Origin of the sequence: Metapseudomonas boanensis, from assembly GCF_018704125.1 — a bacterium.
Classification (GTDB): domain Bacteria; phylum Pseudomonadota; class Gammaproteobacteria; order Pseudomonadales; family Pseudomonadaceae; genus Metapseudomonas; species Metapseudomonas boanensis.
In genome coordinates this window covers 63,204-90,045 of the sequence record NZ_JAGTIS010000017.1, presented here as the reverse complement: position 1 = coordinate 90,045, position 26,842 = coordinate 63,204, and the positions used below count along the sequence as shown (strand labels likewise).

Here is a 26,842-nt window from a genome sequence, read left to right as displayed (position 1 = left end):
GCCGCCTTCGGGGGTTACAAGAAATCCGGCGTCGGCCGTGAAACCCACAAGATGATGCTCGACCACTATCAGCAGACCAAGAACCTGCTGGTCAGCTACGACATCAATCCGCTGGGCTTCTTCTGATCCTTGGTGAGTCATCAAAAAACGCGGCATCGGCCGCGTTTTTTGTTTTCTGCGAAGCTGTTCCTGCCGGGGCGAACTCATTCGCCAAGCCGGCCGAAGGTTTGCCTCCGACTCCTTCGCGGCACGACACTGGCACGTGGCTGACCGTAGGATGGGTCGAGCCTGCGAAACCCATCGTCCGCTGCTGATGGGTTTCGCTTCGCTCAACCACATCCTACGGGCTGGTGCTGTCTTGCATCGATTCGCGGCACCTACCAAATCACGAGCAAACCTCATCCCAAAGTACCATTCGGCCCCCGGCTCGCAGGTGCTTAACTGGACTTGCCGGAATCCTCCGGCGCCATAAGAAGAGGAATGCGCCATGTGGACTAAACCCGCCTTCACCGATCTGCGTATTGGTTTCGAAGTCACCCTGTACTTCGCCAACCGCTGATCCTTTTGCCCCGGCCCAGCCGGGGCTTTCGCCAGGGCCACTCCCATGCACATCCAAATTCTCGGCTCGGCCGCCGGCGGGGGCTTTCCCCAGTGGAATTGCAACTGCCACAACTGCCGTGGTGTACGCAGCGGCAAGGTGCGCGCCCAGCCCCGTACGCAGTCTTCCATTGCCATTAGCGCCAACGGCACGGATTGGGTGCTGTGCAATGCCTCGCCGGACATCCGCGCGCAGCTGGAAGCCTTCCCGTCGATGCAGCCGGCGCGACGCCTGCGTGATACCGGTATCGCGGCGATCATCCTGATGGACAGTCAGATCGACCACGTCACCGGGTTGCTCAGCCTGCGCGAAGGCTGCCCGCACCAGGTCTGGTGCACCGACATGGTCCATCAGGACCTGACCACCGGTTTTCCGCTGTTCAACATGCTTGAACATTGGAATGGCGGCCTCCAGTGGCAGCGAATCGACCTGGTCAGCCCGGCGTTCGCCATTCCCGCTGCTGCGGGGCTGCGCTTCACGGCCATCCCACTGCGCAGCAGTGCTCCGCCGTACTCGCCGCACCGGGGCAATCCGCATCCGGGCGATAACATCGGCCTTTACGTCGAGGACCTGCAGACCGGCGGCACGTTGTTCTACGCCCCCGGCCTCGGCCAGGTGGACGACAGTCTGCGCGTCTGGATGCACAAGGCCGATTGCCTGCTGGTAGACGGCACGCTCTGGCGCGATGACGAGATGCGCCACTGCGAGGTCGGCGACAAGCTCGGCAGCGAGATGGGCCACCTGCCGCAGAGTGGCCCCGGCGGCATGATCGAGGTGCTGGATGCCATCCCGGGCCCGCGCAAGGTACTCATCCACATCAACAACACCAACCCGATACTCGACGTCGACTCGGCCGAACGTGCCGAACTGGGTCGCCACGACATAGAAGTGGCCTGGGACGGCATGGGCATCGATTTGTAGGGTGCGCCGTGCGCACCACGAACCAATCAAGGTGCGCGCAGCGCACCCTACGAGGGATTCCGGCATGACTGAGCGCGCCATGACCCCAAGCGAATTCGAGCAGGCGCTGCGTGCCAAGGGCGCCTATTACCACATCCACCACCCGTTCCATGTGGCGATGTACGAAGGCCGCGCCAGCCGCGAGCAGATCCAGGGCTGGGTGGCGAACCGCTTCTACTACCAGGTCTGTATCCCATTGAAGGACGCCGCGATCCTGGCCAATTGCCCGGATCGCGACACCCGCCGCGAGTGGATACAGCGCATCCTCGACCACGACGGAGCACCGGGTGAGGAGGGCGGTATCGAAGCCTGGTTGCGACTGGCCGAGGCCGTCGGCCTGGACCGCGAGCAGGTGCTTTCTCAGGAACTGGTGCTGCCCGGCGTCCGTTTTGCCGTCGATGCCTATGTCAACTTCGCCCGCCGCGCTACCTGGCAGGAGGCCGCCAGCAGCTCGCTGACCGAACTGTTCGCCCCGCAGATCCATCAGTCGCGCCTGGACGCCTGGCCCCAGCACTATCCCTGGATCGACCCGGCCGGCTACCAGTACTTCCGCAAGCGCCTGAAGGAAGCCCGTCGTGATGTCGAGCATGGTTTGCGCATCACCCTCGCGCATTACCGTACCCAGGAAGCCCAGCAGCGCATGCTGGACATCCTTCAATTCAAGCTGGACGTGCTCTGGAGCATGCTTGACGCCATGAGCATGGCCTATGAGCTGGAGCGCCCGCCTTACCACAGCGTGACCCGCGAGCGGGTCTGGCATCGGGGGATTCGTCTGTGAGCGACTTCAACCAGCAACAGATTCCAATCCTGCGCCGGGGCTTTCGACTGCAATGGGAGCCGGTCCAGGGCTGCCATGTGCTGCTGTACCCGGAGGGCATGGTCAAGCTGAACGAGAGCGCTGGGGAAATCCTTGGCCTGGTGGATGGCGAGCGCTCGGTGGCGCAGATTATCGCCGACCTTAGTCGCAAGTTCCCGGATGTACCGGGCTTGAACGAAGACATTCTGGCTTTCATCGAGGTGGCTCATGCGCAATTCTGGTTGCAGCTCGAAGCCTGAACAGCCAGGGCCGCCGCTCTGGCTGCTGGCGGAACTGACCTACCGCTGCCCCTTGCAGTGCCCGTACTGTTCCAACCCGCTCGACTTCGCTCAGCACGGAGATGAGCTCAGCACCGCACAGTGGATCGAGGTGTTCCGTCAGGCCCGCGAACTCGGTGCCGCGCAGCTGGGTTTCTCCGGTGGCGAGCCGCTGGTTCGGCGCGACCTTGAGGAGCTGGTCCATGCCGCCCGCGAACTGGGTTACTACACCAACCTGATCACCTCAGGTATCGGCCTCAGCGAGGCGCGCATCGACGCATTGAGCGAGGCGGGACTGGACCATATCCAGGTCAGCTTCCAGGCCGCCGACGAGGAAGTGAACAACCTGCTGGCCGGCTCCACCAAGGCCTTCCAGCACAAGCTGGCCATGGCCCGTGCCGTCAAGGCCGCAGGCTACCCGATGGTGCTGAACTTCGTTACCCACCGGCACAACATCGACCGGATCGACCGCATCATCGAGCTCTGCCTGGCTCTGGAGGCCGACTTCGTCGAGCTCGCCACCTGCCAGTTCTATGGCTGGGCCGAGCTCAACCGCGCCGGGCTGCTGCCGACCCGCGAGCAGCTCCAACGCGCCGAGCGCATCACCAACGAATACCGGGCCAGGCTGGCCGCGGAGAAACACCCCTGCAAGCTGATCTTCGTCACCCCGGACTATTACGAAGAGCGCCCCAAGGCCTGTATGAATGGCTGGGGCAACCTGTTCCTCGATATCACCCCCGACGGTACCGCGCTGCCGTGCCACAGCGCGCGCCAGCTACCAGTGCAGTTCCCCAATGTACGCGAGCACAGCCTGGGGCATATCTGGAGCGAATCATTCGGCTTCAACCGCTTCCGCGGCTACGACTGGATGCCCGAGCCGTGCCGTTCCTGCGACGAGAAGGAGCGTGACTTCGGTGGCTGCCGTTGCCAGGCGTTCATGCTTACCGGGGATGCCAGCAATGCCGATCCGGTGTGTGCCAAGTCCCCGCATCACCACAAGATCCTCGCCGCGCGGGAGCAGGCCGAACAGGCGCCGCTGGAGCTGGACCAACTGACCTACCGCAATGAGCGTACCTCGAAGATCATCTGCCGCGCCTGAAATCCGCCCCTTCGGCTTCTGGGAAAGCGCCTGGAGCGCGGAGCGGGCGGCGGCCGCCAGTTCCGACTTTGCCGAACTGCGCTGTGGCGAGCAGGGGCTGTTCTGGACCCGCTTCGACCCGGCAGATGGCCGCACCACGCTCTGGTATTGGCAGGAGGGTGGCGCGCGTTGCTTGACGCCTGCGGGCTACTCCGTGCGCAGCCGGGTGTACGAATACGGCGGAGGTGCTTTTTGCCTGACAGGCGATGGTGCGGTGTTCGTCAACGAATCGGACCAGCAGCTATATGTCCAGCCCCTGCTCGGCCAGCCCAGACCGCTGACGGTGAGCGAGGGCCGTCGCTATGGCGACCTGCGCTACTGGCCGCAGGCCAGGGCGTTGCTGGCTGTCGAAGAGGAGGGTGGCACGCATCGCCTGGTGGTGATCGGCCTGGCGGATGGATCCCGCGAGGTATCAGCAGAGGGCGCCGACTTCTATGCTGCGCCCTGCATCAGCCCCAATGGCCAGCGCCTGGCCTGGATCGAATGGAGTCGGCCCGAATTGCCCTGGACTGCAACCCGGCTCTGCTTGCGTGAACACCGGGGTGAAGGCTGGGGACCCTGCCATATCGTCGCCGGCGCTCAGGGCGAGGAATCCCTGCAACAGCCTCGATTCGACGCTCAGAGCCGACTCTATTGCCTGAGTGACCGCAACGGCTGGTGGCAACCCTGGCGGCTGGAGCGCAAGCGGCTGCGACCGAAGCCTTCGCTGACCGCCGACCACGCCCCGGCGCCCTGGCAGCTGGGCGGCTGCAGCTACCTGCCATTGGAGGAGGGCTGCGTGTCCACCTGGTTTGCGCAGGGCGGGGGGCATCTCGGCCTTTCAAACGGGCAACGATTTGCGACCGGCTACAGCCGCTTTCGCCAGCTGGCAGCAGATCAGTATCACGTTTATTGCATCGCCGCCGCGCCCGACAGTGCCAGCGTCGTGTTGGCCATCGACCGTGCCAGCGGCGCATTGCGAGTCCTGGCTGGCAGTGGAGCGGGCCTGCCGGCCGCCGACATCGCTCGGCCAGAACCGATGCAGTTCGAAACCGGGGCAGGGGAGATCGCCCATGGATTCTTCTACGCGCCCACCAATGCCGATTACCAGGAAACGATCGGTCAACGGCCGCCGCTGCTGGTGTGCTGTCACGGCGGGCCCACCTCTGCTTGCCAGCCGGTTTTCGATCCGCGCATCCAGTTCTGGACCCAGCGCGGTTTCGCGGTGGCCGACCTCGACTATCGGGGCAGCACGGGTTATGGCCGGGCTTATCGGCAGCGGCTGAAAGGTGCCTGGGGCGTACTGGATGTGGAGGATGCCTGCGCCCTGGTAACGCACCTGGCTGCGCAGGGGCGGGCGGACCCGCAGCGGGCATTCATCCGGGGTTCCAGCGCGGGTGGTTTCACCACGCTCATGGCCTTGCTGGGCAACACGCCGTTCCGGGGCGGCGCCAGCTACTACGGAGTCAGCGATCCGCTGGTGTTACGCGGGAAGACCCACAAGTTCGAGGCGGATTATCTGGATTGGTTGATCGGCGATCCTGTGTGCGATGCAGAGCGCTATCGGCAACGCACACCGGTGGCGCGAGCGACGGAAATCAACGCGCCGGTGATTTTCTTCCAGGGAGGGCGGGATGCCATCGTGGTGCCGGAGCAGACAGACGCGATGGTCGCGGCGTTGAAGGCAGAGGGCCGCCAGGTTGAGGTCCATCTTTATCCAGAGGAGCGTCACGGATTCCGCCAGGCCGTCAACCTGGCTCATGCCCTGCAGGAGGAGCTGAGGTTTTACCAGGCGCTTCTCTAGTAGGCCGTGTATGAGCGAGGGGGGACGCCGAGTTCTTGCTCGCGAAACTTCCCGCCTTCGCCAGCAAGCTGGCTCCTGCAAAGCAACACCGCCGCCCGTAGGAGCGAGCTTGCTCGCGAACAAATTTGGCAAGGTGGTGCAGGGACGCCGCCAAACGTCTGATTGAAAAGGCCCACGAATGCAGTAGGCTGGTTCCTACTCGCCCCATAACTACAAAAAAGAGCCGTTTGATGCGTCACGATATCAGCCAGCTTCGCAAGTTCGTTTCTCCCGAGATCATTTTCGGTGCCGGCTGTCGGCATAACGTTGGTAACTACGCCATAACCTTTGGCGCCCGCAAGGTGTTGGTGGTGTCTGACCCTGGCGTGCAGGCTGCCGGCTGGGTTGCGGATGTGGAGGCGAGCCTCCAGGCCCAAGGCATCGATTACTGCCTCTACACCCAGGTATCACCCAACCCTCGCGTGGAGGAGGTGATGCAGGGCGCCGAGTTCTACCGCAGCATGGGCTGCAACGTCATAGTCGCCGTGGGCGGCGGAAGCCCCATGGACTGCGCCAAGGGTATCGGTATCGTCGTTGCCCACGGCCGCAGCATTCTCGAGTTCGAGGGTGTGGATACCCTGACCGTGCCCAGCCCGCCACTGATCCTGATTCCCACCACTGCCGGCACCTCGGCCGATGTGTCGCAGTTCGTCATCATCTCCAACCAGCAGGAACGGATGAAGTTTTCCATCGTCAGCAAGGCCGTGGTGCCCGACGTATCGCTGATCGACCCGGAAACCACCCTCAGCATGGATCCGTTCCTCTCGGCGTGCACCGGCATCGACGCACTGGTGCATGCGATCGAGGCCTTCGTCTCCACCGGCCATGGCCCGCTGACCGATCCCCATGCGCTGGAAGCCATGCGTCTGATCAACGGCAACCTGGTGGCGATGATCGCCAACCCCCAGGACATTGCCCTGCGCGAGAAGATCATGCTCGGCAGCATGCAGGCCGGCCTGGCCTTCTCCAACGCCATCCTCGGTGCGGTGCATGCCATGTCCCACAGCCTCGGCGGCTTCCTCGATCTGCCCCATGGGCTGTGCAACGCCGTGCTGGTGGAGCACGTGGTGGCGTTCAACTACAGCGCTGCGCCGGAGCGGTTCAAGGTCATCGCCGAAACCTTCGGCATCGACTGCCGGGGGCTGAACCAGAACCAGGTGCGCCAACGTCTGGTGGAACACCTGGTGACCCTCAAGCATGCCGTCGGTTTCCACGAAACCCTCGGCTTGCATGGCGTCGGCACCTCCGACATTCCCTTCCTGTCGCGGCATGCGATGGACGACCCCTGCATCCTCACCAACCCGCGCGAATCCAGCCTGCGGGATGTCGAGGTGGTGTATGCCGAGGCCCTCTGACGAGCAGCGTCAGGCGCTGGCCGGGCTCCTTGGACTGGGTTCCCACTCGGCACGCAAAAGCCACTATCCCGAGTTGCTGGCGCGGCTGGAAGAGCTGGAAACCGAGCGCAATCGCTACAAATGGCTGTTCGAGCACGCCGTGCACGGCATCTTCCAGGCCAGCCTGCAGGAGGGCATGCGCGCCGCCAACCCGGCCCTGGCGCGCATGCTCGGCTATGACTCGCCGCAGGATTGCCTGTGGCCGCTGACGGACCTGGCCTCCAATCTTTTCGTCGGCGGTGCGGCGGAGCTGGCGCGCATTCGCCGCGAACTGCAACGAGGCAACGGCCTGTTCGGCTATGAGACGCGCCTGCGGCGCAAGGACGGCAGCCATGTCGACGTGCTGATGAACCTGCTGCTCAAGCCGGACGAGGAAGGCCTGGTGGAAGGCTTCGTTGCCGACATCACCGAGCGCATCCTCGCCCAGCAGCGCCTGCAGACTCTCAATGACGAACTGGAGCAGCGCGTCCTGGACCGCACCCGCGAATTGCAGGCCTTGAACGAGCAGCTGAGCGAGGCGCGGGACGCCGCCGAAGCGGCCAACCTTAGCAAGGACAAATACCTGGCTGCCGCTAGCCATGACCTGCTGCAACCGCTGAATGCAGCGCGCCTGTTGGTATCGACCCTTCGCGAGCGGCAATTGCCACCCTCGGAGCAGCTGTTGGTCGAGCGCACCCACCAGGCGTTGGAAGGCGCCGAGGACCTGCTGACCGACCTGCTGGACATCTCCAAGCTGGACCAGAGTGCGATCAAGCCGGACCTCGATGTCTATCACCTCGACGAGGTGCTGGGCCCGCTGGCCTCGGAGTTCCAGAGTGTGGCCGAGGCGGCTGGCCTGGAACTGCGCGTGCGCGTGCCGCGCCTCAGTATCAATACCGACTTCCGGCTGCTGACCCGCATTCTGCGCAACCTGCTCAGCAACGCCTGCCGCTACACCGAGCACGGCCGTGTACTGCTTGGCTGCCGTCGAGTGGGCGACCGTTTAAGGCTGGAGGTCTGGGACAGCGGGCGCGGCATCCCCGAGGATCAGCTGCAGGCGATTTTCCTCGAGTTCAACCAGCTTAACGTTGGCCGGGCCGCTGAGCGCAAGGGCGTGGGCCTGGGGTTGGCTATCGTCGACCGCATCGCCAGCATGCTCGACTACCCGGTGCAGGTCCGCTCGCAGCTCGGCCGCGGCTCGGTGTTCAGTATCGTGGTGCCCCTGGCAGATGCTGCGCCGGTGGCATGCCAGAACGTCGAACCGCGCCCGGTGACAGGCGATCCGTTGCCCGGACAACGGCTGCTGGTGGTGGACAACGAGTCGAGCATCCTCGACAGCATGTCGGCACTGCTTGGTCAGTGGGGCTGCGACGTGGTGGCTGCGCCCGATCTGGATGACGCCCTGGCGATGCTGGGTGGGCAGGCCCCCGATCTGATCGTGGCCGACTACCACCTGGACCATGACGTGACAGGTTGCGAGGTGATCCAGGCGTTACGCGAGTTTTTCAATCGCCCTGTGCCGGCGGTGATCATCACCGCCGATCGCAGTGACCAGTGCCGACGCGAGCTGCAACAGCTCGGCGTGCCGCTGCTGAACAAGCCGGTGAAGCCTGGCAAGTTGCGCGCGGTGCTCAGCCAGATACTGGGCAAGGCTGGCTGAAGCGCTGCGCACGGCAGCTTGGCAGAGGCCTGTCGAGACAAGACAAATCTGTGCGGGCTGGTGAAGTCTACTTGCGCCTCGTCGAAAATCGGGATGCTCATTGGGACCTGCAGATCCCATGCAACTCGCCTGCTTCCACAAGCAGGCGCTCGGCGTGGCGATTCAGTTGAATAACCTCGTGTGGGTTGCCGATCGCCCGCCCGTCGGTTCCTCTGTCGGCCGGGCGTGCTCGACAGTCCGGATAATCGGTGCCGTTCAGGTTCTGTGTGCTTGAATGACTTTTACCGGGTGCAGCGTTGCGCTGAGCAAAACGAGCCGAAAACACTATTACCGGCCAACGTTCGCTCACACACCGCCGCTGCACCTCGCAGCAATTCCCTGGCCGAACACGAAGAGTTCCGCAGGGTAGGCAACGCACTCCCCGGAGTACGCTGAGCAACCAGAGGTTTCGGCCTTGAGCAGCAGGGGGTTTGATGATTTTTCTGCCGGTAGATTGTGCGGGTGCGCATGCCCGCCAGTGTTGGGGAGACCTCTGCGCTGCGGGCTGGCGCCGAGTCGACCTGCAAATTTCCGATGACCATGGGGGCCCCGTCACCGCGCGTCTGCCGAATGATTCTGCCGTACCGCTTGGGCTTATGAATGAGCGGCTACACCTGATGGCTGCGCGGGGTCGCGAATAAATGATTCGGCGGGCAGAAACTCGGCAACCGTCGAGATCGCGGTGGCAGTTCCTGCGTCTGGTCATGCCGTACTGGAACTCTGCACAGAAGTGGAAGGCCCGCGGTTTCACCCTGGCTCTGCTGCTGCTCACCCTGGCTCAGGTCGGCCTGGTGATCTGGATGAATTACTGGAACCGTGCGCTCTTCGATGCCCTGGAAGCGAAGTCACTGAGCCGCTTGATGGTGCAGATCGCCACCTTCGTGGTGATCCTCCTGCTGACCATGGGCATTACGGCGCTGCATATGCAGGTCAAGCGCTGGTTGCAACTGGATTGGCGCAAGTGGCTGACGGCAAAGGTCCTGGACCAATGGATGACGCACGGGCATCACTACCAGTTGCAGCTCACCGAGGGCGAGCATGACAACCCGGATGGCCGGATTGCCGAAGATATCCACGTCGTCACCGAAAGCACGATTTCCTTGACCCACTCGCTGGTCTACTCGCTGCTGATTTTTGGCAGCTTTGTCGACATCCTGCTGAGGGTTACCGGCAGCCTCAACGTGCCCGGCACCGCCTTGCTGGTTCCGGGTTACATGGTCATTCTGGCGTTTGCCTATGCTGGAGCCGGCACGCTGTTCGGCATGCTGCTCGGGCGTCCGTTGGTCAAGGCGACCAACAAACTCCAAACAGCGGAGGCGAATTTCCGCTTCGGGCTTGCCCATGCGCGGGAAAGCTCCGAGGCGATTGCGTTGATGCAGGGCGAAGAGATCGAGCGGAAGAGTTCGGCGACCTCTTTCGCCGAGCTGGGCCGTCGCTGGTATCGCCAGACTCGCGCTTACCTGGGAATCGTATCGTTTTCTTCGGGCTATGGTGTGCTGCTGCCAGTGTTCCCGATCCTGGTCATGGCACCACAGTACATTGCCGCCAGCATTACGCTGGGGGTGCTGATGCAGGCCGCGCAAGCATTCCACCAACTGACCTCGGCGCTCTCGTGGCCGATCGATAACCTGGCCGAGCTCGCGCGTTGCCGGGCTTCAGCGGACCGGGTGATGAGCCTCTACAGCGACCTGCAGAGGCTTGAAGAGCAGGCTGCCGAGCCGCAAGACCATCGCATCAGCCTGGCGAAATCGAACCAGTCAGAACTGGTACTGCGCGACTTGTGCATCTCCAATCCTGACGGGAAGATCCTGATCCAGGGCCTCAACGTGGCGATCCAGCGTGGCGAGCGGGTGCTGATTTCTGGTGATCCGGCGGTCACCATCGGCCTGTTCAAAGTGGTCGCTGGCTTGTGGCCGTGGGGGCATGGCGAGGTCTGGCTACCTGCCGGACCTGCGATTTGCTTCCTGCCGCAGCGGCCCTTCCTGCCGCTTGGCAGCTTGAAGGCAGCGCTGAGCTATCCACAGCCAGCAGGCACCTTCCCGGCCAGTGCCATGCAGCATGCCCTGGAATGCGCCGGGGTTGGTTGGCTGGCAGCACGCCTGGAAGAGGTCGATAACTGGCAAAGCGTACTGCCGCTGCGCGCGCAGCAGCGTCTGGGCATTGCGCGGCTTTTCCTGCAGCGGCCGTCCTGGGTGTTCATCGAGGAGGCGACCAGTGCCTTCGAGCCCAAGGGCGAGGAATACCTGATGGACATGCTGCACCGAGAACTGCCCGATTCGACGCTGCTGGCCATCAGTTTCCATGCCGGCCACGAACGGCACTACCAGCGCAAGCTCCTGCTCAATCACCTGCCGCAGGAGCAGTTCAGCAGTTATGGCACTCCGCTCCGCGCGCTAGGAGAAAACTGAGGGCAGCCAGCCGCGCTGGACACATTCGCGAAAACACCAGGCGGGTGTGGTTTCGGTTTTATAACTCCAGAAGAACCAGCCCAGGTATTTTTCGAAAGTGAGCAACTGGGCCGCGGCATAGCCACGATAGGCGACGTCCTTCTGGAAGCTGTCCATGCTTTCCAGCGCGTGATTGAACGGCCCTTCGGCCCAGAGCGAGACTACTTTCAGGTCGAGCCCCAGGCTCCACTCGCCGCAATACGCCGGCATCCCCATTTGCTGGATGATTGCATCGGCTTCGGTTTTCCATTGCCCGCTGGCCTTGTGCAGGTGAGTGTAGATATCGCTGTCGATGTCACAGCGCTCGAAGCACTGGTAGCGATGGATATCGAAGACCACATTGGCGAATTCCGGTGCCTGCATGAAACCAAGGTAATGCTCGAAGGGGCGGAAGCCGTCATGGAAGACAACACTGACCTGCTCGGCCTTGCAGTACCGGCGAATGCGCTGGTAGGCGTCGAGGTTGTAGCTTTTCAGGTACTCGGTCGGCACATCCCAGCGTGGCTCGTTGAGCACTTCGATGGCATGCAGGCTGGGCTCGCCGTGATACCGCTCGGCCAGGCGCTCCAGCACGCTCAGCGAGTGCTCGCGGTATTGCGCATCGGTGTGCCATTCGCAGACATCCTTTATCCCGCCATTATCGAATCCGTTCTGGCATCCGGGGGCGGCGTGCAGATCCAGGACGATCTTCAACTGGAGTTCTTCCGCCCAGGCAAATGCCCGGTCGAGTACCTCGAGCCCGCCCTCTACAAAGGGGTAGCGGTTTTCGCCGTAGCTACGGTGATAGGGATAATCCGGGCCGAAGATCCAATGGCCGAGTGGAATGCGCACGGCATTGATGCCGCGCTCGTGCAGCCAGACGAAGTCGTCGCGATTGATAAAACTGTTCCAGTGTTTCTGCAGCCGTTCCGTGGCCCGCGCGCCCATCTCGACGCACCAGGTGGTTTCATCGACGGCCTGCAATCCTTCGAACAGGCTGGGAGTCATCCACTTCTCCAAAACCAGCCAGCCGCCCAGATTGACCCCGCGCAATTTCTTGCTGGGGTTGGCGTGAACGGGGATCTGCTGCTCCATGAGTGCACTCCTTTGATCAATAAGAACTGCATGAAGAACGAGGCAGAATCATTCCGGCTCATGGAAAACAATGCCGCCTCTTTTCGCCCAGTCCCTTGTCGTGCTGCTCCGTTCCCCAACCTGTAGAACTCATCCAGGCTGCCTGTCCAAGCCTAGGCGATGCGCAGGAGCCTGCCAGAGACAGCGGTGTCCCCCATTAGGTACCTCGGATTGCCGGTGGCGGAGGGGCGACAAGCGCCGTTTGTGCGATCCGTACGGGTTGGCCCTTGCAGCACTAGCCTGGACCTCTGTCCGGGAAGGGCCCTGAAGTCGCCAGGCCAGCAAGGTTGGCCTGCGCAGGCTCAGCGCCAACGAAACGGCTGACGTCCCCCCGTGGTAGGTTCTGTGCCAGGTTCAGCTCCGGTTATGCCGGGCTATCAGGTGGTCGATGGACAGGACTCCCGGCCCCTGGGCGATCAGCAGGAGCAGGCTGGCGGCCCACACGCCGTGGATGGGATAGGCGTCGGGGTAGACGAATATCTGGATCACCAGCGTCATGCCCAACAGCGCCAGGGCGGAGAAGCGGGTGGCGAGGCCCAGCAGGATGAGGATAGGGAAGAAATGCTCGCCGAATGCAGCGGCATAGGCCGCCACTTCCGGGGACAGAAGAGGCACTTTGTATTCGTCGGTGAACAGCGGGATGGCCGATGCCGATAAGTGCGGCACGCCCAGCTCCAAGGTACCGGAGACCAGGTCGATGGCCAGGCCCTCGATCTTGGTCTGGCCAGACTTCCAGAACACGGCGGCGACGGAGAAGCGTGCGACGAAGGCCACCAGGCTGTAGGGCACGCGCTTGCACAGTTCGATGAACTGGGCGATCAGACGTACCGGGAAAGCGGCTTGCTGGACATGGAGTGTGTCGATCATTCTGGGTGCCTCCCTGAGGTTTGCGCGAAGTGGGTGATGGCGCCGGCCTGCAAGAGTTGCCCCAGCAGGGCGCCGAGATCGAAGGTCGGATCAAGACCGAATGCGGCTTGGGCAGCCGTTTCGAAACTGTCTCCGGACTGCAGGTGCCGGATGAAGGCCGAAGCGCCGGGAGACAACTGGTTCACCTCCACGTCCAGGCCATTGCGCAGCACCAGCGCAGACTCCGGCAGCAGCGGGTCAACCGTGCCGATATCCAGTAACCCCTGATGCGCGGCCCAGAGCGAGACGATGGCGAAGGGCGACTCCAGCACTGACACCGAAGGGTGGAGCCGGAAGGTCATGCCGGGCAGCTGAGCCGGGTCAGCCAATGCCGGTACCAGTGCCTGCATATCCAGCGGTGGCAGATCTGCGGCGTGGTAGGCGTGCACACGCAACAGCTCCAGGCGCGCCACGTCAGCCAGATAAGGCAGGTCGGAGGCTGGCGGAAAACTGGCGACGAACTCTGGGAAGGTGTCTCCGTAGCGGATCAGAATGCGACTCTGTGGCGGTGCGGTACGCACATGGTGCTGGACAATGGCACGGAAAAAGTCATCGCCGACCAACTCCCGGACCACAGGAAAGGTGTCGGCCAACGCCTCCACCAGCGAGTGCATGACGTTGTTGCGGTAGACGGCGAAGCGGCCTTCCACTGCCGAGCCATTCCAGCACTTGAGGTCATCCGGGCAGGGCAGGTCGGGGTCGAGGAGGGCAGCGACGAACACCGCTTGGCTGCTCATGGGGTCACCTCTATGCGCATCCGACAGCACTGATGGATGAGCCGCTCGGCTTGCGCCGCTTCGGCGAGGAGTGCTTCGAAGGGCGGGATGTCGTTGTCGCGCTCAAGCAAGGTCGGCAAGGGACCGAGCGCGTCCAGGGTATCGCGGTAGAGTGCCCAGACCGCATTGTCCACTGGGGTACCGTGGGTATCGATGAGCAAACGGTCACCGACGCTGTCGCGATCTTCGGCGAAGCCTGCCAGGTGCACTTCACCGACCGCGTCGAGGGGCAGGGCGGCGAGATAGGCACCCAGGTCACGATTGTGGTTGGTGCAGCTGATGTAGGCATTGTTGAGATCCAGCAACAGGCCGCAGCCCGTGCGTCGGACCACCTCGTGGATGAACTGGGCTTCATTCAGGGTGGAGCTGGCGAACTCTACATAAGTCGCTGGATTCTCCAGCAGCATCGGGCGTTTCAGTCGCGTCTGGACCTGGTCTATGTGCTCGCAGACTCGCACCAGGCTTGTCTGATCGTAAGGCAGTGGCAGCAGGTCGTTGAGGAACCACTCTCCGTGGCTGGACCAGGCGAGGTGCTCGGAGAAGGACTCCGGCTGGTAACGCTCGATCAGTGCGGCGAGTCGGTCGAGGTGTGCCACATCCAAGGCTTGTTCTGCGCCGATCGACAGCCCAACGCCATGGATAGAGAGTGGATAGTTCTCGCGAATCAACCCTAGGTAATGATGGAACGGGCCGCCGTCGACCATGTAGTTCTCGGCGTGGATTTCGAAGAAGCCAACGTCTGGCTGACCCTCGACGATGTCCCGATAGTACTGGGACTTGAGTCCGATGCCCGCTCGCGCCGGCAGCACAGCTTGGCGAGCGGGAGCGCTGGCGAGGCCAGCGCGTGAGTGAATGACGCTCATTCGTCAGCGCTCCTGGCCCGTTCGATTAGCCGGCAGTCTTCTCTTTGAAGGCCTTGAGTTGGCCGTAGCCGGTGGGCGAGCTAGGCGATGCGGTTTTCTCGCAGGTCCCGGCCGGGACGTACTTCCACGAGTTGCCCTGATAATCGACCTTGGAGGTACCGGCGCAGCTGGTGCCGGGGCCGGCGGCGCAGTCGTTCTTGCCTTTCATGGCCACGCCAAAACATTTTTCGTTGTCGGCGGCCTGGACGCTCAAAGGGGCCATGGAGAGGCTGATAGCGGTGCCCAGTGCAAGGGCTAGGGTAGCGGCGGTAACGGTATTGGTGGTTTTCATTGTGGTCATCTCCGTTTCGGGGTGTGTGGGTGGTATCAGAGAACCGGCGTATGTCCGGAGGCTGCAAAGTCATAGGTGTTCCCAGTGTAGTCACGGCCGTTGGTCCAGCCCGGGAACAGCGCCCACGGATTAAATGACTCGGTTGCCTTGTGCCTGTTACAGCGCGGCAGGAAATTTTTCATCAAGCGTTTCGTCGCGCGCTTGGCCCTCCTGTCCCGGACGGTGGGAGGTCTGCTTGATTCTTCTGCGTCCCTTACGACACTCAGGCTGCTGGGCGCGCGCACGCGCGGCGGGGAATGGTCGTGATTCAGCAGGCGGAGGCAGCCATGTGTCGCGCAGTGGAGATCAGCGGGCTCTACACCAGTGCAGGCTCCAGGCAACGGGTCAGTTACCCGGACCTGGACGCTGCCCTTCCTATCCATGATCCGACGCGCGGGGTGGTCTGGATTCCCTGGGGGCGCAGGAGTGAGGAAAGAGGGCAATTGCCGGCCACCGGCTGGGTGGTAGAGGGCAGCCAGATGGAGGAAGCCTGGAGCGCCTATGCGCCGACCCCTGTGCTGTCGCCGGTGGTGCGTTTCATGGAGTTCACCCGTGACGGCGAAGCCAGATGGTTCGTGGTCGAAGACGGCAAGGCGTTGCAGTGCCTGCTCTTGCATCACGGCGATGAGCGACGGGTTTATGTCGTAACCACGGAGCCACCGGCAGCTCGCACGCTGGAATACGGGAGCTGGCCGCTGACGCGAGTGCCTGATCCTCCCGCTCCTGTGCACGTGGCGCGGTAAAATCGAGCCGTTCTGTTTTTGTGAAGAATTCTTTCTCGATTATTCGTTTTACGTGAATTCGGGTCTGCCTTAGTGTCGCTGCACGAATGAACAAGAACCGTGCACCGAGGACACTATGACCCAGCCTGCAGCCATTTCCATCAACCCCGCCACTGGCGAGGAACTTGCCCGGTACCCCTTCCAGGACGCCGCCGCTCTCGAGGCCAGTCTGGCTAGCGCCCAGCGTGGCTTCCAGCAATGGAGCCAGGTGCCGGTAGCGGCTCGTGTCGAGGTCCTGCTGCGCATGGCGGCCACCCTGCGCGCCAATGCCGAAACCATGGCACGGATGACCGCCAGCGAGATGGGCATGCCCATCAGCCAGTCCCGCGGCGAGATCGAGAAGTGCGCTCGGCTGTGCGAGTGGTACGCCGAGCATGGCCCGGCAATGCTGGCCGACGAAGCAACCCTGGTCGAGGAAGACAAGGCTTGGGTCATCTATGAACCGCTCGGCCCGGTGCTGGCTGTGATGCCGTGGAACTTCCCGGTGTGGCAGGTCATGCGCGGTGCGGTGCCGATCCTGTTCGGCGGTAACGGCTACGTGCTCAAGCACGCGCCGAACGTCATGGGCTGCGCTCACCTGCTGGCCGACGCCTGGGCGCAGAGCGGCCTGCCGGAAGGCACATTCGAGGTGATCAACGTGACTCCGGACCTGGCCTCCAAGGCCATCGCGGATTCGCGTATCGCCATGGTTGCGGTCACCGGCAGCGTGGGCGCTGGTGCCGCCATTGCCGCACAGGCGGGCGCCGCGTTGAAGAAGTGCGTGCTGGAACTGGGTGGTTCCGATCCGTTCATCGTGCTGGCTGACGCCAACCTGGATGAGGCGGTCAAAGCTGCTGTCACCAGCCGCTTCCAGAACGCCGGACAGATATGCATCGCCGCCAAGCGGATCATCCTCGAGGCACCGATCGCCGAGGCCTTCACCGCACGCTTCGTCGAGGCCGTCAAGGCGCTGAAGATCGGCGACCCGCAAGACCCGGAAACTTACGTTGGCCCCATGGCGCGCTTCGATCTGCGCGACGAGTTGGACGGTCAGGTTCAGGCGACCCTGGAGCAGGGCGCTCGCCTGCTGATCGGCGGCGAGAAGCTCGAAGGAGCCGGCAACTACTACGCACCGACCGTTCTCACGGACGTAACCCCAGAGATGACCTCGTTCCGCCAGGAAATCTTCGGCCCGGTGGCCTCCCTGATCGTTGCCCGTGATGCGGACCATGCCATCGAACTGGCCAACGACAGCGAGTTCGGCCTCGGTGGCGCACTGTGGAGCACTGACGCTGAGAAGGCCCAGCGCCTGGCGCGGCGTATTGTCAGCGGCGCGGTCTTCATCAACGGGTTCACCGCCTCCGACCCGCGCGTGCCAATCGGTGGCGTGAAGAAGAGCGGCTACGGTCGCGAGCTGTCACACTTCGGCCTGCGCGAGTTCCTCAACGTGAAGACTATCTGGCGTGATCGCAGCTAAAGACTGAACCCGCAGCACGCGCTTCCCAAACGACACCCTGCCGATAACGCAGGGTGTTGTTCATTCCGGAGCATGGCTTGGTCCGCAGGGTGCGCCCTGCGCACCAGATGTTGGCGCCGCATGGAAATCACTTCTTGAAAGCATCCGTACTGGATGTGCATGGCGCACCTACTGCTGAACCCGGACGCAGTTTTCCAATGTGGAATGGCCTTTCGTCGGTTGTCATCGGCCGCCGCACCCCCTGTGCTATATCCGGAGAGGAAGGAAGAGGAGGCGTGTGCCGACCTTCAGTTGGAAAAGCTGCGCCAGGCTCTCAGGAAGTTTCACGCTTAGAAGCATCCGAGGCTGGCCTTTCAACAAAGAGGTAGACCCCATGAGCACCCTGCAGTGCGTCCACCGCAACTACACCATTACCACCGATATCGTCGAGCATCCCGGCATTCCCACACCCTGGGCGGGCGGCTGTCATATCACCGGCCCGGACGGCCGCACCACGCGGCGTATCTCGTTGCCGCTCAAGCTTGCCTTCCTGTCTGAGCTGGAAAACGCCCAGCGCGCTTCCATTGCTCATGGTAAATGGCTGGTGGACCAGAGCCTGGATCAGGGGCGTGAGTTGTTCCAGGCAAAGACCGCCTAGCCCTCAGCGCAGCTCCAGCCCTTGTTTGACTGACAGGCGCCCCCGCATGAAGGGGGTGCCGAGGTGGCGTATTCATCCAGCAACGAGCCTGCCATCACGATCCCCGGCCAGCACCCTGGTCTCTTCCATATCAACAGCAAGATCTCTGCAGCAGGTGAGTCGTTGCCGGCTGTCGCCCTGAAAGATCGCAGCAAGGTCCAGACCGGCATTGCAGCTGCAATGCTGCAGAACGTGCCCGCCAAGACCAGTGTGAGCGCGGTGAGGTGGCACGCGATCTGGAAGCAGCCGTGCCGAACTTGCTGAAAGTGGGCCTGTTCGAACTGCTCTCCCCGCTCCTAGAGCCGTTTTGTCGGCGTCGAAGCCAAGACCTTTCTCTGTGGAGATGAGTCCGAACAGTGCTGAGTCGATGCATTTGTCTGGGCACCGACCATTACAAATGGTTGATGGATGAACGGGATACCTGTTGCGGCCATGAAACAGTTTCGACGGATGCTGGCAGGCTGTCTCGGCTCAGAAACAATCTGTCGGTAGCCCTTGCGCCCCTTGGCGCGCAAGGACTGTCAGCCTGCCAGGCAGCGGAAAACCTACGCGGGTTGTCTCGCCTCGCTTACAGAACCTGTCGGGATAGCTTTAAATATTTTGCATAAGCGATTGTTTTGTATAGATAAGTACTGAAATGGCATGGGCTGTGCCCCACTTGATTGCCGCTGCTGGAAGCAGCAGCTTTCAGGAGCGATGCGTCATGGACTATTCAGTCTTTACTGCCGGCACGGTGCGTTTTGCGTTGCTGCTTGTGTTTGCTGTTCCGTTCCAGACCTCTTTGGCTGCTGATGGCGATGTCATCATCCAGCGTGATGTTCAATCCCGCACGGCAACTCGCGCGCCGCTGGTGCCGGATCCCAATCCGCGGGTGGTGAATCCGGGGGCCATCACCAGTTCCACCACAGTTGAGATGACCGATGGCGATTTCGCCAATGTTTCCACTGGCATGGCGCTGCCGGACCGGACCATCCAGGCACAGGTCGTCAACAATCCTGCCATGAGCGGCAATCCGGGGCATCAGTCTCTCCCCGGCGTCGGCGCAACCCACACAGGTGGCGGTGCTGGTCGTTCGATCTCAAGCCAGGTCAATCAAAGCATCCAGCAGGGGCTGCGCCCGTTGCAGTCCCTGGGAGGGCGATGACATGCGCCTGCTGATAGGAGTCCTGGCGTTGATCGCCAGCCCTTTGCTGCTGGCCGATCAGCAGCACACCCAAGCCGGTGCGGATGTACGCAACAGCGGGCAGGGATACAACGGCAACTTCAGCCTCAACCAGGCGACTGGTTTCAATCACCAGCAAGCGAACAGTCGCGCAATCAGCGTTGGCCATGGGACGGACGCGACGACGCGGGTACAGCAGTCGCTCGGCCAGACGACCACTCCTGCCACCAGCGTTGACGCCAGTGCACGAATCACAGGGCCGTCCTTCAGCCAGGGAAGTGGCGTCCTGGGAATCAATCAAAGCGCCGGTGCGGCAAACCAGCACAGCAACGCTCTCAGCATCTCGGTAGGCGCTGCACCGGAAAGTCTGGACGACAGCGTTCTATCGCAGACCGCCGCCCGGACATCAGTCTCAGGAGCAGCTGCGTCTGAGCATGGCGAGCGCGTCGTTGAAATCGATGACGACGCATTTGCCGGCAGTCGTGGCGTCGTGCAGCTGAACCAGAGTGCCGGGGTTGGCAATAGAACGGCCAACAACCTGAGCATAAGGGTCGTGGAATGACCCTGGAGCACCACAAGCGCTTAACACTAATCCGCAAGGAGATTTCACCATGAAAGTTGAAATGATCCTCAAACCCCTGGCATTCGCCATGGCAGTCGCGCTCTCCACTGGCGTCATGGCCGAGGGGTATCGCCATCACGATGGCGCCTCGGCAACGGTCAAGGACACCCAGGAAAACTACTACAACGACGTTGATAACGAGGCCACCAAGAACACGGCGACCATTGAGGGTTCGTTGGACAACGCCACTGGCAACATCGGCGCCAACGTTGTGGCAGGCGACAACAACCAACAGGCCAACGCCGCGGCCATTGCTACCGCTGATGCCTTCTTCGTATTCGGTCACGGTGCTGGCCTGGAAGCCAACGCCAGTATCGAGGTTACCCAGAAGGCGCATGACAACGACCTGTACAACGATGCCACCCAGAACAACGCTACCGTCGTCGACTCGGCCAACGGTACTCAGGGCAACGTAGGCATCAACGTCGCAGCCGGCAACTTCAACCAGCAGAAGAACGACATGGCCGTCGCCTCTTCGGAAAAAGCCTTTACCGCCAGCGCCGACGTCAATGTCTCGCAGGAATCCAATAACAACTACACCGACAACAAAGTGGGTGATGTCTACGAGGTCGGCCCGGAAATGACCACTGTCGCCAGTGGTTTTGGCTGGTGGCCGCCTCACCACGACAAGCCGCAGACGCCAGTGGTCAACAACGCCACCCTGCAAGGGTCCTTGAACGACGTGTCGGGTAACGTTGGCGTCAACATTGCTGCTGGCGGTGGTAACCAGCAGAGCAACAGCCTGGCGATCGCCGCAGGCTGCAACGCGTGCATCGCACGGTAACGGCAACTTGCTGAAGGGTGGGGCCGGGCGCGTCCCGGCCGCCATCCATTGTCGAGTCGGAGGCCCCATGCGTCGGATATCCCTGATGCTTTTGCTGGCCTGTTTTCTGGCCCCATTTCCGATGGTGGGCCATGCCGCCGAGATCCGCTTCGCTGCGCTGCCCAATGGCGCCATTGCATACAAGCAGGTGGTGAGCATGCGCGAGCGTCGGTTCCTGAACCTGCTCGAACAGCAAACCGACTTCAGCTGCGGAGCCGCTGCCCTGGGCACGGTGCTCAATGCTGCCTACGGTTGGAACCTCCAGGAAGAGGATGTGATCAAGGGCATGCTGGCCAATGCCAACGCGGAGACGGTTCGAACCCAGGGCTTTTCCATGCTCGACATGAAGCGCTATGCCGAAACGCTGGGGCTGCGCGCGCGGGGTTACCGCATCACCGCAGACAAGCTGGAAAGCCTCAAGGTGCCGAGCATCGTGTTGCTGGACGTGCGCGGCTACAAACACTTTGTCGTGCTGCAGCGGGTGTTCAAGGGCTCGGCCTATGTGGGCGATCCCGTGTTGGGCCACAAGAAGATGCCGCTCGATGAGTTCGCCAAGGGCTGGAATGGCATCGTTTTCGCCCTGATAGGGCCCGGCTACAACCGGAACAATAAGCTGCTATCGCCACCTGAGCAGTTGACCGCCAAACAGCGAATCGATGGCTTTCGCCCTGTCAAGGATGCGGAGCTGATGGAGTTCGGCTTCATCCAGAGCGACTTCTTCTAGGCGCTCGCCAGAGGGCTGCAACTCCGGGAGATGATCATGAACAGAAAATCCTGGTGGATGGCCACCTTGATGCTCGCGAGCCTTCCTGTGACAGCAGGAAGCCTGTTCGATCCTGTCGAGCTTAGCGACGCCGAACTGGCGCAGCTACGCGGGCGCTACGTTTTGCCAGACCGCATTATCAGCTTCGGTGTCGTGATGAGTTCGTCGTGGCAGAACGGCTCTGGCCAGATCGTGGGTGCGCAGGTGGCACTCAATGTCGCAAGTGGCCAGTCGCAGCCGTCGCTGACGGTCAACATGATCAACCAGGCCGGGGCAGCTGGCGTGGTCACCGCCGGGACGGGCCAGGTCATCGGCGGTGCGGGTCTGAACACCGTGCAAGGCATCGTCCAGAGCGTACGCACTGCAGGGGATTTCAATAACGGACTGAACGACGTCAACGTCAGCGTCAGTACCGGAGGCGCTTTACAGGCAACCCCGGTGGGGCAGGCATTTACTGGCTCCGAAAGTTTCAGCAACTCCGCAGGTGCGGTGCAGGTCAGTACTGCCAATGGAGGGCTGCAGATAGCCCTGCAGGCAGCGAACGGCCAGGGCATCAGCACCCAACAGATCGGCGGCGGAGGCGTGGCGCAGCACGCCAACATCGGTGGCTCATTGAATACGGTACGCAATCTTGCCGAGCTGAATGTGGCGCTGCGCGACAACACCCGCAACGTGAACATGACCAATTGTCTGGAACAGCTCAGGTCCCTGCGCCAAGGCGGTTATTGACCGAGGCAGGGTTCATCAAACCAATCACAAGGATGTTCGCCATGCGACCACTTTGTCGTTTTGTCGTTGCGCCGTTGGCATTCTCCCTTACCGTCCCTTTGGCCATCGCTCAAGAATCGCCGGAAGTACAAGCATTGTTGCAGGAGTTGCAAGCGCTCAAGCAACGTTATGAGGCCCAGCAAAACGCATTGATGATTCTGGAACAACGATTGCGTCAGGTGGAGGCTCGGGGTGCAGCAACGAAGGCCGCGCCGGCATCCCAGGTAGCCCAGGCGGGTGGCAGCGCTGCATCGACAGGTGGCACCGGTTATGGGACAGCACTCAAGGACAGCGCCGAGCCGCCGGCCAGCGTCGAGGATCTTTATCAGGAGGCCAGTGGCTTCTTTGGCAACGGCACCTTCAGCATCGAGCCCGGCATCACCTACAGCCATTACGATTCCCGCCAGCTGTTCCTCAATGGCTTCCTCGCACTGGATGCGATCTTCCTCGGTAACCTGGGGGTCGACCAGATCAACGCCGACACCTACACCTTCGATCTGACCGCCCGCTACAACTGGGCGCAGCGATGGCAGTTGGATGTCAACACGCCCTGGATCTACCGCGAGACCACCTATCAGTCATCTGGCGCCGGTGGATCCACCTCGGAGATCAGTGAGGCGACTGTCACGGGTGACCCACGGCTAGGCGACGTCAGTGCAGGGATTTCCTACAAGTTCCTCGATGAGTCGCCGGGTGTCCCTGATGCGGTATTCAGCCTGCGGGTCAAGGCACCTACCGGGGAGGAGCCCTACGGCATCAAGATCGACCCAGTACCGGGCAACAACAACCTCAACGTGCCGGAGGATTTGCCTACTGGCAATGGTGTGTGGTCGGTTACCCCAGGCATTGCACTAGTCAAGACGATGGACCCAGCAGTGGTGTTCGGCAACCTCTCGTACACCTACAACCTTGAAGAGGACTTCGACGACATCAGTGCGCAACGCGGCGTGAAGGTGCCCGGCAAGGTAGAACTGGGTAACTGGTTCCAGTTCGGCATGGGCATCGCCTTTGCGCTGAACGAGCGGGCCAGCCTGTCGATGTCCTTTTCCGAGCTTGTCAGCCAGGAAAGCCGTATCAAGCCGGATGGCCAAGGTTGGCAGACAGTGACCGGAAGCGACGCGAATGCGGCCTACTTCAACATCGGGATGACTTACGCTGCCAGCGATGATCTGACTGTGGTTCCCAACCTGTCGATCGGGCTTACGCCGGATGCGCCGGATTTTTCCTTAAGCCTCAAGTTCCCGTACTACTTCTGACGTGTAACGGCGCCCTGCGGTAGGCTATGCCTATCGCAGGTGTGGGCTAGATGATGCCGTGCTTGTGCAGGAGCCGATAAAAAGTGGGCCGCGAAATACCAAGCGCCCGGGCGGCCCTGCTCATGTTTGTTGTATGCACTGACATCACGTCTTCCAGTGCTTGCCGCTCGGCGCGGCACAGATAGTCATTCAGGGTCCCTCCACAGGTCTCGAACCTCGCAACTTCAACCTCCAGGCCCAGATCTATCGGCCCAACCTGCCGCCCTTCGGCGAGGACCTGCGCACGCCGGACTCGGTTGGCGAGTTCGCGCACATTACCCGGCCAGCCATGGGCAACCATCGAGGCGATGGCCGCAGCACTGAAATCACGTGGGCGCCGCCCGACCTCATTTGCATAGAAGTCGGCGAAGTGATCCGCCAGGAGCGGGATATCCTGCTTTCGCTCGCGGAGTGGAGTGGCCTGGATCTGGAGGACGTTCAGCCGATAATACAGGTCCTCGCGGAATCGGCCCTCGGCAACGGCGCTCTCGAGGTCGACATGAGTCGCGGCAATCACACGCACATCGACCTCAATGGGGGCATTGCCCCCAACCCGCTCGATGGTTTTCTCCTGGAGGAAACGCAGAAGATTGGCTTGCATCTCCAACGGCAGGTCACCGATCTCGTCGAGAAACAATGTGCCGCCATTGGCAGATTCCAGGCGACCTATCTTGCGCTGGTGCGCTCCGGTGAATGCTCCTTTTTCATGGCCGAACAGTTCGGACTGGATCAGGCTTTCGGAAATGGCGCCGCAGTTGATCGCCACGAATGGGCCCTCACTACGACGCGATTGCTGGTGCAGGGCCTTGGCCACCAGCTCCTTGCCGGTTCCGCTTTCACCGCGAACCAGAATGGCGGAGTCGGTCTGTGCAAGCTTGGTCACCAGTTTGCGCAATTGAATTATCGACGGACTATGGCCAACCAGTTGGTCGTGTCTCGCTCCTGTCGAGGCCCTGGCCATGCGTCCGCGCAGGCGGGCCATGCCGAAGGCTCGTCCCAGGACGCATTGCAGCCTTGGGGTATCGAAGGGGAGGGTGTGAAAGTCGAAGAACCACTCACCGATAAAGTCCCCAATTTCCTTCGAACGCAAAGTGTCCGGGCTGACAACGGCAATCCATTCCGTGCCGCTGTTCCGAATCAGTTGCTTGACTGATTCCGGTCGCTTCAAATGCTGAATCTGCAGCCGAAGCAAACCTACATCGCACACCTGTTCAATGGCATGCTGCAGTGCGCAGCTTTCCACGTCCCAACCGTTGTTGCTCAACAAAGGCAACAACGCTTCGCAGTCTTTGCAAGGGTCGACTACCAATAGACGTCTGACGGCAGTACCAACAGAATCGAACATAACCAGTCCTTGGCGCCACGTTCTGGATGTCCAACTAAAACAAGATGTTGGCGCAAGTACGTTGAAAGCTAGCAATGTCTGTCAAAGCCGTTGCGCCATTGGTCAGTTGAAATTAGCGTGCCAGTATTGGCTGTTAGACCCTATTCCAGACAGTTTGTATGGATAAAGGACAAAACCTTTTGTCGAAACGTGCCGTGAAGTGCCGGAAAACACCCCACCGAGGCCTCTGGTGAACATCGATACCCGCATCAAGTTCCGTCACCTGTTGTGTTTCCTCGAGGTTGCCCGCCAGGGCAGCCTGGCACGGGCCGCTGACCAGATGGCGGTGAGTCAGCCGGCCATTTCCAAGACGCTCAAGGAACTCGAGGATCTTCTCGACGCCAGCTTGTTCGACCGCAGCAAAAGCGGTGTCAGCCTGACCGAAGCAGGTCTGGCCTTCATGCGCTATGCCGGGCCATGCGTGCAGGCCTTGCGTGACGGGGTGAACAGCTTGCGGGAGGGCGAGTATGCCGCCGGCATGGTGCGACTGGGCGTGCTCTCGACCGTGGAGGGGCTGCTGGTGCCCGAGGTGGTGCGCAGGCTCCATGAGCGCCATCCGGCGCTGGTTGTCAGCGTGCTCACCGGCCCGAGCGCCTACCTGTTGTCGCAGTTGCGGGTCGGGGAGCTGGACCTTGTCGTTGGGCGCATGACTGAGAGCCCGGAGATACAAGGTCTCACCTTCGAGCACCTGTACAGCGAGTCCATGACCTTGGTGGTCCGACCAGACCACCCGTTGCTGGCGCAGGGTCGTGAAGGCCGCTCGCTGGAAGGCTACCCGCTGGTATTGCCGCTGGCCGGCACCACTATTCGCAAGCATGCCGACAGCCTGTTCGTGCAAAGCGGGATCAGCCCGCCGCGCCAGCGTCTGGAAACCCTCTCGCTGACGCTAAGCCGGCGCTACGTGATGAGCAGCGATGCCGTGTGGATTGCGCCCATGGATGCCGTCCGCCTGGACCTGCGCAGCGGCGAGTTGGCCGAACTGGACCTCGGCCTGCAGGAACCGGGTGGTTCGGTGGGTATCTGCAGCAATGCCTCGCTGCCGCTATCACTTGCCGCGCAGTGGTGCGTCGAGGTGCTGCGCGACGCGGCGGCCGACTACCGTGAGGGGCGACTTCCATAACCATTTGGTTATGGGTTGGCGGCATCTTTTCAGTTTTCTGCTTTCCTCGATTGGACGAGACTAGGTCCACGGTTCGCTGCCCTGTAGCTGAGCCGCTCCACTACTCCAACAAGAGGAAGCCCTGATGTCCGATGCGGAAAACAGCCGTTTCGTCACCCGTGACCGAAACTGGCATCCGAAAGCCTTCACGCCCGACTACAAGACATCGGTCGCCCGTTCCCCGCGTCAGGCGCTGGTGAGCATTCCGCAGTCGATCTCGGAAGCTACTGGCCCGGATTTCTCCCACCTGAAGATGGGCGAGCACGACAACGACCTGCTGCTCAACTTCAACAACGGCGGACTGCCCATCGGCGAGCGCATCATTGTCTCCGGTCGGGTCTTCGATCAGTACGGCAAGCCGATCCCGCACACCCTGGTGGAAATGTGGCAAGCCAACGCTGGCGGCCGCTACCGCCACAAGAACGACCGCTATCTGGCACCTCTGGATCCGAACTTCGGCGGCGTCGGCCGTGCCCTGACCGATAGCGAAGGCAACTACTGCTTCCGCACCATCAAGCCCGGCCCTTACCCCTGGCGTAACGGTCCGAACGACTGGCGTCCAGCGCACATCCATTTTTCCATCAGCGGCCCGTCAATCTCCACCAAGCTGATCACTCAGCTCTATTTCGAGGGCGACCCGTTGATCCCGATGTGCCCGATCGTCAAGTCGATCGCTAATCCGGATGCAGTGCAGACGCTTATCGCCAAGCTCGACATGAGCATGGCCAATCCCATGGATTGCCTGGCATATCGCTTTGACATCGTCCTGCGCGGCCAGCGCAAGACCCACTTCGAAAACCGCTGAGGAGCCAC

Annotated in this window: 28 protein-coding genes; 22 read left to right on the top strand and 6 right to left on the bottom strand. The window is 61.9% G+C overall.

Features of this window, described 5'->3' with window-relative positions; translation table 11 throughout:
* The 10 genes from J7302_RS22770 to J7302_RS22725 form a co-directional block, all read left to right on the top strand.
* The coding region (locus J7302_RS22770; RefSeq protein ID WP_003137649.1) for an aldehyde dehydrogenase family protein at positions 1-126 on the top strand (126 nt) is incomplete at its 5' end.
* Between the two features lie 361 nt (positions 127-487).
* Positions 488-559 (top strand): pyrroloquinoline quinone precursor peptide PqqA, encoded by a 72-nt coding sequence (pqqA, locus tag J7302_RS22765; protein WP_072432761.1) that lies wholly within the window; start codon positions 488-490, stop codon positions 557-559.
* 45 nt (positions 560-604) lie between these two features.
* Entirely contained in the window at positions 605-1,519 is a 915-nt protein-coding gene (gene pqqB, locus J7302_RS22760; protein ID WP_215380068.1) for a pyrroloquinoline quinone biosynthesis protein PqqB, read from the top strand.
* 64 nt (positions 1,520-1,583) lie between these two features.
* Entirely contained in the window at positions 1,584-2,336 is a 753-nt protein-coding gene (pqqC, locus tag J7302_RS22755; RefSeq protein WP_215380066.1) for a pyrroloquinoline-quinone synthase PqqC, read from the top strand.
* Entirely contained in the window at positions 2,333-2,614 is a 282-nt protein-coding gene (gene pqqD / locus J7302_RS22750) for a pyrroloquinoline quinone biosynthesis peptide chaperone PqqD (RefSeq protein ID WP_215380064.1), read from the top strand. Before pqqC ends, pqqD begins: the two co-directional genes overlap by 4 nt.
* Complete coding sequence (gene pqqE, locus J7302_RS22745; RefSeq protein ID WP_215380062.1) at positions 2,583-3,731, top strand: pyrroloquinoline quinone biosynthesis protein PqqE; 1,149 nt, start codon at positions 2,583-2,585, stop codon at positions 3,729-3,731. The genes pqqD and pqqE overlap by 32 nt, the downstream gene beginning before the upstream one ends.
* Complete coding sequence (locus J7302_RS22740) at positions 3,697-5,553, top strand: S9 family peptidase (protein WP_215380060.1); 1,857 nt, start codon at positions 3,697-3,699, stop codon at positions 5,551-5,553. The genes pqqE and J7302_RS22740 overlap by 35 nt, the downstream gene beginning before the upstream one ends.
* Before the next feature lie 230 nt (positions 5,554-5,783).
* The gene (gene ercA / locus J7302_RS22735; protein ID WP_215380057.1) at positions 5,784-6,947 is read left to right on the top strand and encodes an alcohol dehydrogenase-like regulatory protein ErcA; all 1,164 of its coding nucleotides are present in this window, start codon (positions 5,784-5,786) and stop codon (positions 6,945-6,947) included.
* Positions 6,931-8,625 (top strand): PAS domain-containing hybrid sensor histidine kinase/response regulator, encoded by a 1,695-nt coding sequence (locus J7302_RS22730; RefSeq protein WP_215380054.1) that lies wholly within the window; start codon positions 6,931-6,933, stop codon positions 8,623-8,625. Before ercA ends, J7302_RS22730 begins: the two co-directional genes overlap by 17 nt.
* Before the next feature lie 743 nt (positions 8,626-9,368).
* Positions 9,369-11,072, top strand: a complete 1,704-nt coding sequence (locus tag J7302_RS22725; RefSeq protein WP_251702210.1) for an ABC transporter ATP-binding protein/permease — start codon at positions 9,369-9,371, stop codon at positions 11,070-11,072.
* Here J7302_RS22725 and J7302_RS22720 read toward each other — a convergent pair.
* From J7302_RS22720 to J7302_RS22700, 5 genes are all read right to left on the bottom strand, one after another.
* Positions 11,058-12,185: a glycoside hydrolase family 5 protein gene (locus tag J7302_RS22720; protein ID WP_215380049.1), complete on the bottom strand. Its 1,128-nt coding sequence runs from the start codon at positions 12,183-12,185 to the stop codon at positions 11,058-11,060. The genes J7302_RS22725 and J7302_RS22720 overlap by 15 nt on opposite strands.
* 393 nt (positions 12,186-12,578) lie before the next feature.
* Positions 12,579-13,091 (bottom strand): DoxX family protein, encoded by a 513-nt coding sequence (locus J7302_RS22715; protein WP_215380046.1) that lies wholly within the window; start codon positions 13,089-13,091, stop codon positions 12,579-12,581.
* Complete coding sequence (locus J7302_RS22710; protein ID WP_215380044.1) at positions 13,088-13,867, bottom strand: HvfC/BufC N-terminal domain-containing protein; 780 nt, start codon at positions 13,865-13,867, stop codon at positions 13,088-13,090. Before J7302_RS22710 ends, J7302_RS22715 begins: the two co-directional genes overlap by 4 nt.
* Entirely contained in the window at positions 13,864-14,769 is a 906-nt protein-coding gene (gene bufB, locus J7302_RS22705; RefSeq protein WP_215380041.1) for an MNIO family bufferin maturase, read from the bottom strand. The genes J7302_RS22710 and bufB overlap by 4 nt, the downstream gene beginning before the upstream one ends.
* 25 nt (positions 14,770-14,794) lie before the next feature.
* Positions 14,795-15,100, bottom strand: a complete 306-nt coding sequence (locus J7302_RS22700; RefSeq protein ID WP_394359108.1) for a BufA1 family periplasmic bufferin-type metallophore — start codon at positions 15,098-15,100, stop codon at positions 14,795-14,797.
* A 326-nt stretch (positions 15,101-15,426) separates the two neighbouring features.
* Here J7302_RS22700 and J7302_RS22695 point away from each other — a divergent pair, with 326 nt between their 5' ends.
* The 10 genes from J7302_RS22695 (at position 15,427) to J7302_RS22655 (ending at position 23,447) form a co-directional block, all read left to right on the top strand.
* On the top strand, positions 15,427-15,882 hold the full coding sequence (locus J7302_RS22695) for a hypothetical protein (RefSeq protein ID WP_215380035.1): 456 nt from the start codon (positions 15,427-15,429) through the stop codon (positions 15,880-15,882).
* Between the two features lie 115 nt (positions 15,883-15,997).
* Positions 15,998-17,377: an aldehyde dehydrogenase family protein gene (locus J7302_RS22690; protein ID WP_215380032.1), complete on the top strand. Its 1,380-nt coding sequence runs from the start codon at positions 15,998-16,000 to the stop codon at positions 17,375-17,377.
* A 373-nt stretch (positions 17,378-17,750) separates the two neighbouring features.
* Entirely contained in the window at positions 17,751-18,014 is a 264-nt protein-coding gene (locus J7302_RS22685) for a hypothetical protein (protein ID WP_215380030.1), read from the top strand.
* A gap of 63 nt (positions 18,015-18,077) precedes the next feature.
* On the top strand, positions 18,078-18,317 hold the full coding sequence (locus J7302_RS27175; RefSeq protein WP_455429745.1) for a DUF7709 family protein: 240 nt from the start codon (positions 18,078-18,080) through the stop codon (positions 18,315-18,317).
* A gap of 439 nt (positions 18,318-18,756) precedes the next feature.
* Entirely contained in the window at positions 18,757-19,197 is a 441-nt protein-coding gene (locus tag J7302_RS22680) for a hypothetical protein (RefSeq protein ID WP_251702209.1), read from the top strand.
* A 1-nt stretch (position 19,198) separates the two neighbouring features.
* Positions 19,199-19,777 (top strand): adhesin, encoded by a 579-nt coding sequence (locus J7302_RS22675; protein ID WP_215380028.1) that lies wholly within the window; start codon positions 19,199-19,201, stop codon positions 19,775-19,777.
* 49 nt (positions 19,778-19,826) lie between these two features.
* Positions 19,827-20,621, top strand: a complete 795-nt coding sequence (locus tag J7302_RS22670; protein WP_215380026.1) for a heme utilization protein — start codon at positions 19,827-19,829, stop codon at positions 20,619-20,621.
* Positions 20,622-20,688: 67 nt separating this feature from the next.
* On the top strand, positions 20,689-21,384 hold the full coding sequence (locus J7302_RS22665) for a C39 family peptidase (protein WP_215380023.1): 696 nt from the start codon (positions 20,689-20,691) through the stop codon (positions 21,382-21,384).
* A gap of 36 nt (positions 21,385-21,420) precedes the next feature.
* Positions 21,421-22,152: a hypothetical protein gene (locus tag J7302_RS22660; protein WP_215380021.1), complete on the top strand. Its 732-nt coding sequence runs from the start codon at positions 21,421-21,423 to the stop codon at positions 22,150-22,152.
* A 41-nt stretch (positions 22,153-22,193) separates the two neighbouring features.
* Positions 22,194-23,447, top strand: coding sequence for a hypothetical protein (locus J7302_RS22655; RefSeq protein WP_215380018.1), 1,254 nt, complete (start codon positions 22,194-22,196; stop codon positions 23,445-23,447).
* Between the two features lie 46 nt (positions 23,448-23,493).
* Here the strand turns inward: J7302_RS22655 and J7302_RS22650 are convergent, their stop codons facing one another.
* Positions 23,494-24,831, bottom strand: a complete 1,338-nt coding sequence (locus tag J7302_RS22650) for a sigma-54 dependent transcriptional regulator (protein ID WP_215380078.1) — start codon at positions 24,829-24,831, stop codon at positions 23,494-23,496.
* Between the two features lie 229 nt (positions 24,832-25,060).
* On the opposite strand from J7302_RS22650, the gene pcaQ reads away from it, so the two are divergent.
* Both pcaQ and pcaH read left to right on the top strand, forming a co-directional pair.
* Positions 25,061-25,990 (top strand): pca operon transcription factor PcaQ, encoded by a 930-nt coding sequence (pcaQ, locus tag J7302_RS22645; RefSeq protein ID WP_215380016.1) that lies wholly within the window; start codon positions 25,061-25,063, stop codon positions 25,988-25,990.
* Between the two features lie 124 nt (positions 25,991-26,114).
* Entirely contained in the window at positions 26,115-26,834 is a 720-nt protein-coding gene (gene pcaH, locus J7302_RS22640; protein ID WP_215380014.1) for a protocatechuate 3,4-dioxygenase subunit beta, read from the top strand.
* Positions 26,835-26,842: the final 8 nt, after the last annotated feature.